The sequence below is a fragment of the Planococcus sp. 11815 genome, from assembly GCF_051096385.1.
Lineage (GTDB): Bacteria > Bacillota > Bacilli > Bacillales_A > Planococcaceae > Planococcus > Planococcus citreus.
The window spans coordinates 1,560,482-1,576,218 of record NZ_CP096991.1; the positions used below are offsets into that span (position 1 = coordinate 1,560,482).

16 protein-coding genes are annotated in these 15,737 nt (G+C 49.9%); 15 read left to right on the forward strand and 1 reads right to left on the reverse strand.

The window, feature by feature from the left end:
- Position 1: 1 nt before the first annotated feature.
- The 14 genes from accB (at position 2) to M1Q06_RS08015 (ending at position 13,187) form a co-directional block, all read left to right on the forward strand.
- Positions 2–514: an acetyl-CoA carboxylase biotin carboxyl carrier protein gene (gene accB / locus M1Q06_RS07950; protein ID WP_121299945.1), complete on the forward strand. Its 513-nt coding sequence runs from the start codon at positions 2–4 to the stop codon at positions 512–514.
- 12 nt (positions 515–526) lie between these two features.
- Positions 527–1,879: an acetyl-CoA carboxylase biotin carboxylase subunit gene (accC, locus tag M1Q06_RS07955; protein ID WP_434402664.1), complete on the forward strand. Its 1,353-nt coding sequence runs from the start codon at positions 527–529 to the stop codon at positions 1,877–1,879.
- 14 nt (positions 1,880–1,893) lie between these two features.
- Positions 1,894–2,289: an Asp23/Gls24 family envelope stress response protein gene (locus tag M1Q06_RS07960; RefSeq protein WP_058380877.1), complete on the forward strand. Its 396-nt coding sequence runs from the start codon at positions 1,894–1,896 to the stop codon at positions 2,287–2,289.
- Between the two features lie 165 nt (positions 2,290–2,454).
- The gene (nusB, locus tag M1Q06_RS07965) at positions 2,455–2,844 is read left to right on the forward strand and encodes a transcription antitermination factor NusB (protein WP_101192173.1); all 390 of its coding nucleotides are present in this window, start codon (positions 2,455–2,457) and stop codon (positions 2,842–2,844) included.
- A gap of 17 nt (positions 2,845–2,861) precedes the next feature.
- Positions 2,862–3,737 carry a bifunctional methylenetetrahydrofolate dehydrogenase/methenyltetrahydrofolate cyclohydrolase FolD gene (folD, locus tag M1Q06_RS07970; protein WP_274623231.1) on the forward strand — a complete coding sequence of 292 codons (876 nt, stop codon included), beginning with the start codon at positions 2,862–2,864 and terminating at the stop codon, positions 3,735–3,737.
- A gap of 72 nt (positions 3,738–3,809) precedes the next feature.
- The gene (gene xseA / locus M1Q06_RS07975; protein WP_434402667.1) at positions 3,810–5,162 is read left to right on the forward strand and encodes an exodeoxyribonuclease VII large subunit; all 1,353 of its coding nucleotides are present in this window, start codon (positions 3,810–3,812) and stop codon (positions 5,160–5,162) included.
- Entirely contained in the window at positions 5,163–5,399 is a 237-nt protein-coding gene (xseB, locus tag M1Q06_RS07980; RefSeq protein WP_058380874.1) for an exodeoxyribonuclease VII small subunit, read from the forward strand.
- Positions 5,396–6,274, forward strand: a complete 879-nt coding sequence (locus tag M1Q06_RS07985; protein WP_434402669.1) for a polyprenyl synthetase family protein — start codon at positions 5,396–5,398, stop codon at positions 6,272–6,274. Before xseB ends, M1Q06_RS07985 begins: the two co-directional genes overlap by 4 nt.
- A gap of 94 nt (positions 6,275–6,368) precedes the next feature.
- On the forward strand, positions 6,369–8,279 hold the full coding sequence (gene dxs / locus M1Q06_RS07990; RefSeq protein WP_121299937.1) for a 1-deoxy-D-xylulose-5-phosphate synthase: 1,911 nt from the start codon (positions 6,369–6,371) through the stop codon (positions 8,277–8,279).
- Entirely contained in the window at positions 8,276–9,121 is an 846-nt protein-coding gene (locus tag M1Q06_RS07995) for a TlyA family RNA methyltransferase (RefSeq protein ID WP_121299935.1), read from the forward strand. Before dxs ends, M1Q06_RS07995 begins: the two co-directional genes overlap by 4 nt.
- A gap of 176 nt (positions 9,122–9,297) precedes the next feature.
- A complete protein-coding gene (gene ahrC, locus M1Q06_RS08000) occupies positions 9,298–9,747 on the forward strand; it encodes a transcriptional regulator AhrC/ArgR (protein ID WP_058380870.1) in 450 nt (149 codons plus the stop codon).
- Positions 9,748–9,765: 18 nt separating this feature from the next.
- Positions 9,766–11,463, forward strand: coding sequence for a DNA repair protein RecN (recN, locus tag M1Q06_RS08005; protein ID WP_434402672.1), 1,698 nt, complete (start codon positions 9,766–9,768; stop codon positions 11,461–11,463).
- A 33-nt stretch (positions 11,464–11,496) separates the two neighbouring features.
- Positions 11,497–12,246 carry a sporulation transcription factor Spo0A gene (spo0A, locus tag M1Q06_RS08010; protein ID WP_274623236.1) on the forward strand — a complete coding sequence of 250 codons (750 nt, stop codon included), beginning with the start codon at positions 11,497–11,499 and terminating at the stop codon, positions 12,244–12,246.
- 209 nt (positions 12,247–12,455) lie between these two features.
- Entirely contained in the window at positions 12,456–13,187 is a 732-nt protein-coding gene (locus M1Q06_RS08015) for a glycerophosphodiester phosphodiesterase (RefSeq protein WP_434402674.1), read from the forward strand.
- Positions 13,188–13,257: 70 nt separating this feature from the next.
- On the opposite strand, the gene M1Q06_RS08020 is transcribed toward M1Q06_RS08015, so the two are convergent.
- Positions 13,258–13,494: a DUF2627 domain-containing protein gene (locus tag M1Q06_RS08020; RefSeq protein WP_101190263.1), complete on the reverse strand. Its 237-nt coding sequence runs from the start codon at positions 13,492–13,494 to the stop codon at positions 13,258–13,260.
- Between the two features lie 128 nt (positions 13,495–13,622).
- Here M1Q06_RS08020 and M1Q06_RS08025 point away from each other — a divergent pair, with 128 nt between their 5' ends.
- Positions 13,623–15,665, forward strand: coding sequence for a sigma 54-interacting transcriptional regulator (locus M1Q06_RS08025; protein WP_434402677.1), 2,043 nt, complete (start codon positions 13,623–13,625; stop codon positions 15,663–15,665).
- Positions 15,666–15,737: the final 72 nt, after the last annotated feature.

A 15,737-nucleotide genomic window follows, 5' to 3' on the forward strand; every position in this document is an offset into this window, starting at 1 on the left:
TATGAAAATCCAAGAAATTCGCGAAATCATCAAATTGGTGGATCAGTCATCCATCGACGAGTTCAGCTATGAATTCGAAGGCGTTAAAGTGAAGATGAAGAAAAATTCATCCAACCCTTCACAATCAGCAGCCGTAAAGTCAAAAGCTGTTGAAGAGCCTGCACAGGCACCTGCACCAGCAGCTCCAAAACAAGTTGAAGCAGCTGAAGCTGCACCAACAGAACAGCCGGTGCAAACGGAAGCGCCTGAAACTGGCAACGCGTCAAACGAAGATTTGCACAAAATCCTGTCTCCGATGGTCGGCACGTTCTACCAATCGCCATCACCAGAAGAAGATGCTTATGTAGCTGTCGGAACGAAAGTTTCTGCAGACCAAGTCGTTTGCATCGTTGAAGCGATGAAGCTTTTTAACGAAATCGAAGCAGAAGTGGATGGGGAAATCGCTGAGATCCTAGTCAAAGATGGCCAATTGGTCGAATACGGTCAGCCTTTGTTCCTCGTAAAAGCAAACTAAGGGGGGCTGACGATGATGAAAAAAGTATTGATTGCCAACCGCGGGGAAATCGCCGTTCGGATTATTCGCGCCTGCAAAGAGCTCGATATCCAAACCGTAGCGGTTTATTCAGAAGCGGATAAAGAAGCGCTCCACGTTGAACTGGCCGATGAAGCTTATTGCATCGGGCCGAAACTATCAAAAGACAGCTATTTGAACTTTTCCAATATTATTAGCGTCGCTAAACTGACGAATTGCGATGGCATCCACCCAGGATATGGTTTCCTCGCTGAAAACTCGAGCTTTGCCGAATTATGCGAAGCTTGCGACATCATGTTCATCGGTCCGACAGCAGCAGCGATTTCGAAAATGGGCACAAAAGATGTAGCCCGTGAAACGATGCGCGCAGCAAACGTACCGGTCGTTCCAGGCTCTACAGGAATTGTCGGAAGTGAAGAGGAAGGCTTGGAAATCGCAGAGAAGATCGGTTTCCCGGTCATCATCAAAGCGACGGCAGGCGGTGGCGGCAAAGGGATTCGCGTGGCGAGAACACGCGAAGATTTCGTCAAAGGCTTGTATATGACGCAAAAAGAAGCAGCGGCAGCATTCGGCAACCCAGGCGTCTACATCGAAAAATTCATTGAAGATTTCCGCCATATCGAAATCCAGGTGCTTGCTGATTCGCATGGCAATGCCATCCATCTAGGCGAACGTGATTGCTCAATCCAGCGCCGCATGCAAAAGCTTGTCGAAGAAGCGCCGTCTCCTGCTTTATCAGCCGAACTGAGAGCGGAAATGGGCGAAGCGGCTGTCAAAGCGGCGCAAGCGGTCAATTACCGTGGCGCTGGGACGGTCGAGTTCATCTTTGATGTAGAAAACCAGAAATTCTACTTTATGGAAATGAACACACGCATCCAAGTGGAACATCCGGTCACTGAAATGATCACGGGCATCGATTTGATCCAGCAGCAGTTGAAAGTCGCTTCCGGCGAGACCCTCGCCTATAAACAGGAAGACGTGACGTTCAAAGGCTGGTCCATCGAATGCCGCATCAACGCCGAAAATCCGCTGAAGAACTTCATGCCTTCTGCAGGGCGTGTGGATATGTACTTGCCGCCAGGCGGCATGGGCGTACGCGTCGATTCAGCGATGTATTCAGGTTATACGATCCCGCCTTATTACGATTCAATGGTGGCTAAGCTCATCACATTCGCCGATACACGCGAAGAGGCCGTGGCCAAGATGAAGCGCGCGCTGGACGAATTCGTGGTGGAAGGCGTCTTCACGACCATTCCATTCCATCTTCGCCTTATGGACCATGAGGTGTTCAAATCCGGGGACTTCAATACGAAATTCCTGGAAAAATACGATGTAATGGGCTCCTGAGGAGGAACATTCAAATGGCAGAAAAAGTAATCCCATATGTAAAAATGAAATCACCCGGTGCTCAGGATCTCGGGAATATCGAAGTTGCCTCGGAAGTGCTGGAAATCATCGCCAGCATCGCTGCGACCGATATCGAAGGCGTTGCCAGCATGCGCGGCAATTTTGCTTCAGGCGTCGTTGAACGTTTGGGCAAAAAAGTCCATGGCAAAGGCATCAAAACCGAACTATCGGATGAAGGCCTGGCGATCGACGTATATTGCGTTATCGATTATGGCGTATCGATCCCGAATACCGCCAAGAAAATTCAGGAACAAGTCCGCCAGACCTTGGAGACCATGACTTCGCTGCAGACGCAGGAAGTGAATGTGCACATTACCGGTATACATTTCGACAATCCCCAAGTGGACTGATAAGCAGGCTGCCCGGACATGCTGATGCATGTTTCGGCCAGCCTTCTTTTTTATGGATGCGCTGCGCCAGCGGTGATTTGTTGGAACATTTCAAACTTGGAAGTTCCGCGCGATTACCTGTATAATGGGGGGATAATCAGCTTGAAAAAGGAGACCGGAATTATGATGAAACGACACGAAGCACGGGAAAAAGCGCTTCAGACGCTATTCCAGCTCGATGGAACCGAATTGACGATTGAAGAAGCGATGGAACATGTCATGGACGGGGAAACCGACCAGTTCTATAAACTGCTAGTAGAAGGCACCAACAGCAAGCAACAGGAAATCGACGAAAAACTAAAAGGCCATTTGGAAAATTGGTCGCTCGAACGCTTGCCGAAGGTAGAACGCACCATTTTGCGCATGGCTGTTTTCGAACTTGAATATATGGACGATGCGCCGAGCCGCGTCGTCTTGAACGAAGCGATCGAGCTGAGCAAAACTTTCGGGGACGATAAATCAAGCCGTTTCGTCAACGGCGTTCTTTCGAAATTCACTGACCAAACTGCGAACTAATCATTGGAGGAATCTACGTGACTGCTGAATTGATTGATGGAAAAGCCGTAAGCCTGAAAATTAAAGAGCGAGTGCAACAACGTGTAGAGAAACTGAAAACAAACGGAATCACCCCTGGCCTGTCGGTCGTTTTAGTGGGCGATGATTCCGCTTCGCAAACTTATGTCAAAAACAAAAAGAAAACATGTGAATCATTGGGCATGCGTTCGGATCTTCACTTATACCCTGCTTCACTGACCGAGCAAGAACTGCTCGAGAAAATCGATGAATTGAATAACGACCCGGACATACACGGCATTTTGGTGCAATTGCCGCTTCCTGCCCAGATCGATGAATTCAAGATCATCACGGCAATCGCTCCCGAGAAGGACGTCGATGGCTTCCACCCGATTTCCGTCGGCAATTTGATGATCGGCAAGGACACTTTTTTGCCATGTACGCCACACGGGGTGATGGTGCTCCTAGAGCATTACGGCATCGATCCTGCAGGCAAGCATGCCGTCGTCATTGGCCGCAGCAATATCGTCGGAAAGCCGGTCGGCCAATTGCTGCTGCAAAAAGATGCGACCGTGACCTATTGCCATTCGAAAACACCAGACTTGAAAGCGATGACCCAGCAGGCGGACATCATCATTGCGGCAATCGGCCGTGCGAAGTTCATCGGGGCAGACCATATCAAAGAAGGTGCAGTCGTCATCGATGTCGGCATGAACCGTGACGAAAACGGCAAGCTGTGCGGCGACGTCGATTTCGAAGCGGTGCGAGAGCGAGCCAGCTTCATCACGCCTGTACCGGGTGGCGTTGGGCCAATGACCATCGCCATGCTGATGGAAAATACATTGCTGTCGGCTGAAAAAGGATTATCGAAAGACAAAGCTGCCGAAAGCGTGTAAAATGAATAGCAAATAGAGCTGTTTTTCGAAAGAAAGACAGCTTTTTACTTTCTATAGACAGGGGTTGACATTTTGGCGACCGACCCGTACTTAAGTGTTGCAGCGTTAACGAAATACATAAAAAAGAAATTCGACGCCGACCCCCATTTGCGTGATGTCTACGTAAAAGGGGAGCTGTCGAACGTAAAAATCCATACAAGCGGGCATATCTATTTCACGTTGAAAGACCAGAAAGCACGCATGCCGGCTGTCATGTTCTCAGCGAAGGCGAAATCGATGAAATTCCGTCCGGAAAGCGGCATGACCGTCTTGATCCGTGGGGATATCTCTGTGTATGAAGCATCGGGACAATACCAATTATATGCCCAGTCGATGCAGCCTGACGGCATCGGCGATTATTATTTGGCATTTGAACAGTTGAAAGAAAAGCTCAGCAAAGAAGGCTTATTCAATGTTGCGCATAAACAGCAGCTGCCTGAATACCCTGAAAAAGTTGCGGTCATTACCGCACAGACCGGGGCAGCGGTGCGCGACATCATCACGACGCTCAGGCGCCGTTACCCGCTTGCTCGAATCGTGCTGTTTCCGACATTGGTGCAAGGCCAGGGAGCCGTCCAATCGATTGTCCAATCCATCCAGCAAGCGAACCGTACAGATAGCGACGTCTTGATTGTCGGGCGCGGCGGAGGATCGATCGAAGACTTGTGGGCATTCAACGAAGAAGCAGTGGCACGGGCGATTTATGATTCGCGCATTCCGGTCATCTCGGCGGTGGGCCACGAAACCGATACGACGATCGCCGATTTTGTGGCCGATTTGCGCGCAGCCACCCCGACAGCCGCGGCAGAGCTTGCAGTGCCGAGCCGCATTGAACTGCTCGAACGGGTCATGGGACAGCGCCAAGTGATGTTCCGGTTCCTATCGAATGATTTGGAACAACGGCGCATTCGCCTGACGCAACTGCAAAATTCCTATCCGATGGCATACCCGGACCGGCTCTACCGCCCTTTCATCGAACGCATCGAGCGGGCAACGGATGCGCTGCAGCGCGAGACCGTGTTGACGGCAAGGCGTTCAAGCGACCGGTTGGCCATGCTTTCACGCCAATTGGAAAATCGCAACCCGTCTGACCGCATCCGCCAGGCTGAACGCGATTTAGCCAGTCTCGGAGACCGGCTCGACCAGCGCATCACCCAAGTTTTCCGGCAGCGGGACCAGCAATTAAAGTCTGCGATCCGGACACTGGATGCGCTTAGTCCTCTGAAGATCATGGACAGGGGCTATGCGATTCCGTTCAAAGAAGGCGAAGTGGTGAAATCGGTCGATCAGCTGGAGCTTGGCGACCGGCTCAGCCTTTCATTGAAGGACGGAGAAATCGAAACCGTCATCGAAGCGATCAACCCAAAAGATAAGGAGCGCGACTAAATGGCAGAAAATAACATGATGTTCAACGACGCAATGGAGCAGTTGGAGGAAATCGTCAAATTGCTCGAACAAGGCGATGTGCCGCTCGAAGAAGCGTTGACGCTTTACCAGAAAGGCATGGAGTTATCGAAGCTATGCCACGATAAATTGAAAAATGCCGAAACCCAGCTGGTGACGATGATGAAAGACGGAAAAGAAGTCCCGGCTGAAATCGAAGGGGAAGGAAATGCGCAATGAACTTAAAACAATTCAGAACCCATTATGAACCGGTCATCCAGCAGGAGATGGCGGAATTGATCAGTGAATTGGCCATTCCGGAATCTTTAAAAGAATCGATGCATTATTCATTGCAAGCAGGAGGCAAGCGCATCCGCCCAATGCTCGTGCTCGCCACCATGCATGAACAAGGCGCAGCCCATCCAGATGCCTTGAAAGTGGCGGCTGCGATCGAAATGATCCATACATATTCCTTGATCCATGATGATTTGCCGAGCATGGACAATGATGATTTGCGCCGCGGCATGCCGACCAACCATAAAGTGTTCGGGGAAGCTGTCGCTATTTTAGCGGGAGATGCACTGTTGACGTTCAGCTTTGGCATCTTGGCACGTCTGGACGATGTTTCCGCAGAAGATAAAGTGCGGCTCATCGACTTATTGTCGACAGCGGCCGGTGCAGAAGGCATGGTCGGCGGCCAGGTTCTTGATATCGAAGGGGAAGAAAAGCAGCTGGGCTTGGAACAATTGGAGCAAGTACATCTATTGAAGACAGGCGCTCTATTGACCTATAGCATCATTTCAGGAGCCATCCTGGCAGGAGCCAGTTCCGAGCAATTGGTGGCGCTTTCAACATTCGGCCGCCATCTCGGATTGGCCTTCCAGATCCAGGACGATATCTTGGATGTCACAGGCACTTCTGAGGAGCTCGGGAAAACAGCCGGTAAGGATGAAACGAGCGATAAAAGTACGTATCCCGGCATTTTGACCTTGCCGAAAGCGAAAGAAAAACTGGATTATCACGCACAACAAGCGCTTAATGCGCTTGCGGAACTGCCTGGTGAACAGCAGCTATTGAAAGAATTGACCGAGCTGATCGTCCAACGAAAAAGCTGAAAATAGGGCTCTTGTTTGTACATTTGCCCTGTCTTGCTATAATATGGGGAGACAACAATACAGGAAAATATAGAAAAAAGGTGTGTGATGGCAAATGGATCTTCATTCGATAACTGGTCCATCTTTCCTAAAAGAGCTAAATCCTGAGCAATTGGAGCTCTTAAGTGAAGATATCCGTCGATTTCTTATAGAAAATCTTTCGAAAACCGGTGGCCATATCGGCCCGAACCTCGGCGTGGTGGAATTGACGATTGCACTTCACCGTGTCTTTGATAGCCCAGACGACAAACTGATCTGGGACGTCGGGCATCAGTCCTATGTCCATAAAATTTTGACTGGGCGTGCAGATCAATTCGACACGCTGCGTAAATTCAAAGGCCTGTGCGGATTCCCGAAACGCAATGAAAGCGATCACGATGTCTGGGAGACCGGCCACAGTTCCACTTCCTTGTCTGCGGCAATGGGCATGGCGGCAGCGCGCGATATCAAAAAAGACAATAATTACGTCATTCCGATCATCGGCGATGGCGCATTGACTGGCGGCATGGCATTTGAGGCGCTAAACCATATCGGGCACGCACAAACCGATATGACCGTTATCCTCAACGATAATGAAATGTCGATCGCACCGAATGTCGGGGCGCTCCATAGCGTACTTGGCCGCATGCGGACAGCCGGAAAATACAATAAAGTCAAAGACGATCTTGAATACTTGCTGAAAAAAGTGCCGGCAGTCGGCGGCAAGCTCGCTTCTACGGCTGAGCGCGTCAAAGATAGCCTGAAATATTTGGTCGTTTCCGGTATGTTCTTCGAAGAACTCGGATTCACATACCTCGGCCCAATCGACGGGCATGACCTCGAGGAACTTGAAGACAACCTGGAATATGCGAAAAAAACAAAAGGCCCTGTCCTACTTCACGTCATCACGAAAAAAGGCAAAGGCTATTTGCCGGCTGAACAGGATAAAATCGGCACGTGGCACGGAATTGGACCCTATAAAATGGAAACGGGCGATTTAGTGAAATCTTCATCCACTGCTCCTTCGTGGAGCGGCTTGATCGCTGAAACTACACGCAAGCTTGCCCGTACCGATGAGCGCATCGTCGCCATTACGCCGGCAATGCCTGTCGGCTCCAAATTGGAAGGCTTTGCCTCTGAATTTCCTGAGCGCATGTTTGACGTGGGCATCGCTGAGCAGCATGCGACCACGATGGCTGCGGGACTTGCGACGCAAGGAATGAAGCCATTCCTGGCCATTTATTCGACATTCCTGCAGCGTGCGTATGACCAAGTCGTCCACGATATTTGCCGCCAGAACTTGAATGTCTTTATCGGTATCGACCGTTCGGGCCTTGTCGGGGCGGATGGCGAAACGCATCAAGGCGTCTTCGATATCGCCTTCTTGCGCCATCTCCCGAACATGGTCTTGATGATGCCAAAAGACGAAAACGAAGGGCAGCATATGGTGAAAACGGCAATCGATTACAATGGCGGACCGATTGCGTTGCGCTATCCGCGTGGCAACGGCCTCGGAGTACCGATGGACGATGAACTGAAAGCCATCCCAATTGGCAGCTGGGAAGTGTTGGAAAAAGGAACGGATGCCGTCATCTTGGCATTCGGCACGACGATTCCGATGGCGCTGCATGCTGCTGAGCAATTGCGCGAAGAAGGAATCCAAGTGGAAGTCGTCAACTCACGCTTCATCAAGCCGCTCGACGAAGAAATGCTCGCATCGATTTTCGGCCGCAAAGTGCCGGTTCTGACAATCGAGGAAGCGGTCTTGCAAGGCGGTTTCGGGAGCGCGGTACTCGAATACGCGCATGACAACGGCCACGAAGGAGCTGTCATCGACCGCATGGGCATTCCGGATCTCTTTGTTGAACACGGTGATGTGGCCGAGTTGATGGACGAAATCCATCTCAACAGCGACGAAGTGGTCAAAAAGGTGAAAACACGCGTGAAGCAAAATTCACAACAGCAGGAGCGGTCGAACGCTCTATGAATAAAGTGAAAAAAGAACGGGTGGATGTCCTGCTAGTCGAGCGGGGCATTTGCGAAACACGTGAAAAAGCCAAGCGTGCCATCATGGCCGGGGTGATTTTCTCTGGAACTGAACGCCTTGAGAAACCCGGCGAAAAAATCCCTGAAGATGCGCCGCTTGAAAAAAAGGGCAACGATCTGCGTTACGTCAGCCGTGGGGGCTTGAAACTGGAAAAAGCGCTCGCTGAATTCGATGTTGCGGTAGAAGGCAAAATGATGCTCGATATCGGTTCATCGACGGGGGGATTCACCGATTGTGCATTGCAAAACGGTGCCCGCCATGGCTATGCGCTCGATGTCGGCTACAACCAGCTGGCTTGGAAAATCCGGCAAGACCCACGCGTCACCGTCATGGAACGCACCAACTTCCGCCATTCGAAACCTGAAGATTTTCAGGAAGGCTTGCCGGAAGTGGCGACCATTGACGTTTCCTTCATTTCTTTGCGAATTATCCTGCCGGTACTGAAGACCATTTTGGTCCCGGGCGGCGATTGCATCGCACTCGTTAAGCCGCAGTTTGAGGCAGGGCGTGAGAAAGTCGGCAAAAAAGGCATCGTCCGCGATCCGAAGGTGCATCAGGAAGTGCTGCAAAAAGTGGCTGCTTATGCGGTCGATTGCGGTTTTGAAGTCAAGGCCATGACCCATTCACCGATTACCGGCGGTGAAGGCAATATCGAGTTTTTATTCCATCTTGTTTCCAATGAACAGGCAACAAAAAGTGAATTGCCGGATGCGCATTCGTTCGCTCAAACGGTGGAGCGTGCCCATTTAGCATTCAAGGAAAAAAACACACAATCCGATTAACCGGGCAGGGGAATTCATTCCCTGCCCTTTTTTTCTGTCTTGCCGTTGAAAATGAGTGAAGCTAGCCTATAAGGGGTAAATAGTTCTAGTGGGGCAGGAAGTTTCCTTGTTTTCAAAGTGGTTTAGATGTACGATATAAAGTATATGGAATAATTATTCACTCAAGGGGGAGCACCATGAATAAAGGACAACGTCATATCAAAATCCGCGACTTGATTTCAAATCGCGAAATCGAAACGCAAGATGATTTGGTCGACTTATTGAAAGCTGCGGGCTATGAAGTGACGCAAGCGACCGTTTCTCGCGATATCAAGGAACTGCATTTGGTGAAAGTCCCATTGCAGGATGGGCGCTATAAATACAGCTTGCCGGCGGACCAGCGCTTTAACCCAATGCAGAAACTGCACCGTGCGCTCACCGATGCGTTCGTCAGCATCGATGGGGCCAGCCATTTTTTGGTCATGAAAACCTTGCCGGGCAATGCCCATGCGATCGGTTCATTGATTGACCATTTGGATTGGGAAGAAATTTTAGGGACCATTTGCGGCGATGATACGTGTTTAATCATTTGCCGTGACGTGGAACACCGCGAAGTGCTGAAACAGCGTTTGATTGAAATGCTTTAATTAAAGAGGTGGATGTATATGCTGCGAGAATTGGATATCCGCAATTTTGCGATTATCGATACATTATCGGTCAGTTTTACAGAAGGCATGACAGTTCTGACAGGGGAAACCGGTGCCGGGAAATCGATCATCATCGATGCCGTGCACTTACTAGCCGGAGGGCGAGGAAGCCAGGAATTCATTCGCCACGGGGCCCAAAAAGCTGAAATTGAAGGCTTGTTCCACATCGAAAGCGAAAAGCATCCGGTGCATAAAAAACTGGACGATTTCGGGATCCAGGCGAGCGAGGGCGATGTTTTGCTGCGCCGCGAGCTGAACGGCAAAGGCAAGAACGTTTGCCGCATCAATGGCAAACTCGTGACCATTTCCATTTTGCGGGAAGTGGGGGCTGCGTTGATCGACATCCACGGCCAGCACGAGACACAGGAATTGATGGATGAAAAGCAGCATCTTCATCTATTGGATCAATTTGCCGGGAAATTATTGACCAAAGCCAAGGAAGGCTATAGCCATACATTTGATAAATACACGAAATTGAAACGTGAATTTGCCAGCTATAATGAAAACGAGCAGCAAATCGCACAGCGCATCGACTTATTGACATTCCAATTGCGTGAAATCGAAGAAGCCCAGCTCGTGCCGGGGGAAGAAGAAACTTTGCTGGAAGAACGCAAACGATTGCAGAATTTCACCAAAATCTTCGAATCGATTTCACAAGCCCATGAAGCGATTCAAGGGGAGTCGAAAGGGCTGGATTGGGTCGGCAATGCGATGAGCGAACTAGAACACGCAGCCGCGGTCGATGAACAGTTCCAGGAAGCGTCGGAATCGATTGCAGGGGCGTTTTATCAGCTTCAAGACACGTCGACTGAAATCAAGCGCATTCTGGACCAGCTGGAGTTCGACCCGGAGCGGCTCAACGAAATCGAACAGCGCCTGGCATTATTGCAATCCTTGAAGCGCAAATACGGCGCGTCGGTTGAAGACATGCTATTGTATCAGGAAGAGCAAGCGGACGAACTCGATAAATTGCTCAACCGCGACCAGCGTCTGCGCCTCGATCAGGAGAAACTGAAGGAATTGACTGAGGATTTGCGCATCGAAGCGGAAGAACTGACGATGCTGAGAAAACAAGCGGCAGCCAAATTATCGAAAGCGATCATGGAACAGCTAAAAGAGCTCCATATGGGCAAAGCCTCTTTTTCGGTGCAATTCAACTTGTTGCCAAAAGGCAAATTCGACCGTTTCGGCCAAGACAGCATCGCATTCCATATCTCAACGAATGTCGGGGAACCTTTGAAGCCGTTGACGAAAGTCGCATCAGGCGGTGAATTGTCGCGTATGATGCTCGCGCTGAAGACGATTTTTTCCAAACACCAAGGTATCACATCGATCATTTTCGATGAAGTCGATACAGGAGTCAGCGGGCGCGTGGCGCAGGCAATTGCCGAGAAAATCGCTGCCATCGCCCGCCATTCCCAAGTGCTGTGCATTTCCCATTTGCCGCAAGTCGCCGCCATGGCAGACCAGCATTTATTTATCGAGAAAAAAGTATCGAAAGACCGCACGACGACATCAGTGAAAGAACTGGCAGGGCGTAAACGCACTGAAGAAATGAGCCGTATGCTGTCAGGGGCGGAAATCACCGAATTGACCTTGCAGCATGCTGATGAATTGCTGACTTTGGCGAGGGACCGGAAGCTGTTGATGAAATAAGGGACCGGAGCCTGTATTTTAGGAGAGAAAATTATGGAGAAAATAAAAATCGCCATTGCCGATGACAACCGTGAACTCGTGGAGTTGATGACTGAGTTTCTTGAATCGCAGCCAAATATGGAAGTGGTGGGCGTTGCGTACGATGGCAGGGAATGCATCGGCATCCTGGAACAGACCGAAGCGGATATTTTGCTGCTCGACATCATCATGCCATATCTCGATGGGATTGCCGTACTTGATGTCCTGCGTTCCGATGAGCGCATGAGCAAGATCCACGTCATCATGCTTTCGGCATTCGGCCAGGAGTCGATCATGAGCCAAGCGGCTGACTACGGGGCTTCCTATTTTATCATGAAGCCGTTCGAAACCGAGCGACTGGTCGTCCAGATTAACCACATTATGAAAAATGGAGACCAAACAGCGAAGAGCGGCATGGTGACAAAGGACGAGCTCATCACCTTGAGATTGAAAGACATCGGCGTGCCGCCGCATTTGAAAGGCTATATGTATTTGAAAGCGGCCGTGTCAATCGTCGTTGATGAACCTTCCGCCCTTGGCAAAGTGACAAAAGAGCTGTACCCGAAAATCGCCTTGAAATTCGATACGACGGCGGCGCGGGTGGAAAGATCGATCCGCCATGCCATCGGGCAAGTGTGGGTGCGCAGCGAGTCCGTCGCGCATATTGCTAGCGTGTTCGGCTATAGTGAATCGCACCTCCAGTCGAAGCCGTCCAATTCCGAATTCATCGCCATGATCGTCGACAGCCTTGGCACAAACGAATAATCATAGTTACCGACCGTCGCCTGTGAAGGGCTTCGGTTTTTTTTTTTTTTTTGCGCGACAGCGCATCAGTAATAAATGTATTAAACTACATAAGGGAATATAGAAAAATCAAAAAACGCCCACAAGAAAGCCCCACACTTGCAGCTAGTTCATGAGATGATAAAATAAATGATTAAAGATAGGTCCTATCCAGAAAAGGGGAGGAAGCTATGTCTGAAATTGAAATTTATGCGCATCGCGGGGCCTCGGGGCATGCGCTTGAAAATACATGGCAAGCATTTGAATTGGCGGATCAATTGCAAGTCGGCATCGAGCTTGATATCCAGATGACACGGGATGGCATCGCGATCGTTTACCATGACGATCAATTAAAGCGATTGGCGGGGACGCAAGCGGATATTCATAAAATGCCGTACGAATCGCTGAAGTCGTTATCGATCCGCAAAAGGTTCAAGCGTTTTGGGCGCCATTCGATTCCACTGGCCTTTGAAGTGATCGACTGGGCGAAAAAGAAAGGCATTCCGCTAAATGTCGAGTTGAAGTCATCGGTTTCCAGGCATCCCGAGGGCGCTGAGATTGTCTGCGCGTTGTTGGAAGGGGCAGAAGGTGTGCATCTCTCTTCTTTTGATGCGGAACTTCTTAAAAAGATGAAAAGTTTGATGCCGCATATTGAGATAGCGTGGATCTTGAAACGCGCCGTGCAGTGGAACGAGCTGGAGAATTGCCAGTGGCTCGACAGCTTCCACTTCCATAAGAGGTTTCATAAGCCAAAATGGATTGAACCAATTGCCGAAATGGGTAAACCGGTACGGCTATATGGCATATCGGGGCATGAACGCATTCTGCGTAAGCTTCACCCTTCGGTCAAAGGGATCATCACAGACTATCCTGCGCGCGTAAAAGCAGTATGGGCGCAGGAAACCACCAAATTACAACCGTAACAACGAAAAAGAACGCCAGGAACTAAGGTTCCTGGCGTTCTTTTTAATTTGTTCAAATGCCTGCAGTCATTTATCGCTTCTGGAACCGTTCAGACACATTGCCTTTTTTACGGTCGCGGTTCAACAGGAATCCGGCGAAGAAACCGATGCCAATTACTGTAAAAAGCGTCCCGAGCGTGAATTGCATCCAAAGAGCCGGATACGGTTCAAGCAATTTATTAAAAAGGGTATCCCGCATTAATTTGATGCCGTAAGCGGCCATGACGCCGGGAATGAGCAAAATGATAAATGCAATCAATCGTCCCATCTATTCCACATCCTTCATGTTCCATTGTTTCCAATCCACTCAAAGTTGTCAAGAATTGTCCCCTGCGGTAGGCTAGAAATATGTGTGCAGCTCATTGCACGAATCGGGACAGAAAGGTTTGAAGAGAATTGCAAAAAGTGATCATTATTGGTGGAGGGATTGGTGGGTCCGCGATACTAAAGTTGCTCGTCGAATCTGGATGGTTTCACGTCGAAGGTGTAGTAGATATTCACGAGGATGCGCCAGCGTTAAAACAAGCTGAAAAATTCCGCATTGCCATCGGCACAGATTATCGGGAATTGCCGAAAACGGTCGACATTGTTTTTAATGTAACCGGCGACGACGACTTGACGCAGCGGCTGCGCCGCTATTATCCCCCTCGGACGGTCATTATCCCTGGCAGCGTCGCGAACATCTTCGTCCGCCTGATGGATGAGAAAGAGCATTACATTAATCGACTGAGCAACGAAAGCCATAAAGGGTCGATCATTTTCAATTCAATCGATGAAGGCATGGTTGGCATTGATCTGGACAACCATATTAACTTCATCAACCGCAGTGCCGCACGCATGCTTTCGGTCAAGCAAGGCGAAGCCATCGGGCGCCATATCCATGAATTGATTTCGATGAGCGAATTGCCGAGGATCATCGAGACGGGCAGGACGGAATTGAACCGGGAGCTTGAACTGAAAGACGGATCGAAAATCGTCACGAGCCGTTTCCCGATGATCGATGAAACCGGCGAATTGATCGGTGCCTTCGCGGTGTTCAAGGACATCACGGAAGTGGTTTCGCTTGCAGAGGAAATTACTGACCTGAAAGAAATTCAGACGATGCTGCAAGCGATCATCCAATCCAGCGACGATGCCATTTCGGTGGTGGACGAAAAAGGTAACGGCTTGCTTGTCAATCCGGCCTATACAAGAATCACGGGTCTTGAGATGGAGCAAGTGATTGGCCGCCCGGCATCTGCAGACATTTCGGAAGGCGAAAGCATGCACTTCAAAGCCTTGCAAACCCGAAAGCCCGTGCGTGGCGTTAATTTGAAAGTCGGACCGGCCAAACGGGAAGTCATCGTCAATGTGGCACCGATTATCGTCGATAACCAATTAAAGGGAAGTGTCGGGGTCATCCATGACACGACAGAAATTCGCTCTCTCATGAAAGAGCTGGACCGGGCGAGGAGCATCATCCGGACGCTTGAGTCGAAATATACATTCGATGACATCATCGGCTTGTCCCCTGAAATGCAATTATCGTTGCAGCAAGCGAAACTAGCTGCACAGACGCTTGTGACGGTGCTGCTGCGCGGGGAGTCTGGAACGGGCAAGGAATTATTCGCCCATGCGATCCACAGCGCCAGCGAGCGCCAATTCAATAAATTTGTCCGCGTCAATTGCGCGGCGGTTTCGAGTGAGCAGCTCGATGCTGAATTGTTCGGCTACGAAGAAGGTGCGACGATTGAACACCGGACCGGAGCGAAGCGCGGATTATTGGAAGAGGCGAACAACGGCAGCATCTTTCTCGATGAGATCGGGGAGTTGTCACCGCAGATCCAAAGCAAATTGCTGCGCGTATTGCAGGAACACGAAACGATGCGGATTGGCGGGACCAAACCGATCCCCGTCAATGTCCGTGTCATCGCTTCGACCAATGCCAATATGGAAAAAGCGCTGCTTGACGGAACTTTCCGTGAAGATTTGTATTACCGGCTGAACCGCATGCCGATCTTGATTCCCCCGCTGCGCAGCAGGAAACAGGATATTCCGCGCATCGTCGACCGGCTGCTGTTGAAGCTTAACCAGGAATACGGGCGCAACGTCGAAAATGTTTCGGAGAAAGCTTTGCAATTTTTGAAAATGTACGATTGGCCAGGCAATGTGAGGGAACTGGAAAACATTTTGAGCCGCTCGATGATCTTCATGCAAATGAACGACAAAACAATGACAGAAGAGCATATCCCCTTAAATATGCTGAAGGCAAAAGAAGCGAAAAACGAAGTGGTCATTCCGGCATCTGCGCCATTGCAAGAACAGTTGGAAACGGTTGAACGCGGCATCCTTCATCGTGCACTCGAAGAGGCAAAAGGGAACAAATCAAAAACCGCCAAGCAGCTTCAGATTTCCTTGCGCACTTTATACTATAAATTGGAAAAATTCGGACTACTATAAGGTTTTGCAACTCTTTGCAAGGTTTTGCAAGAATTTGCAAATAGAACTGCCGTATTTTGCAAATAAAACGCT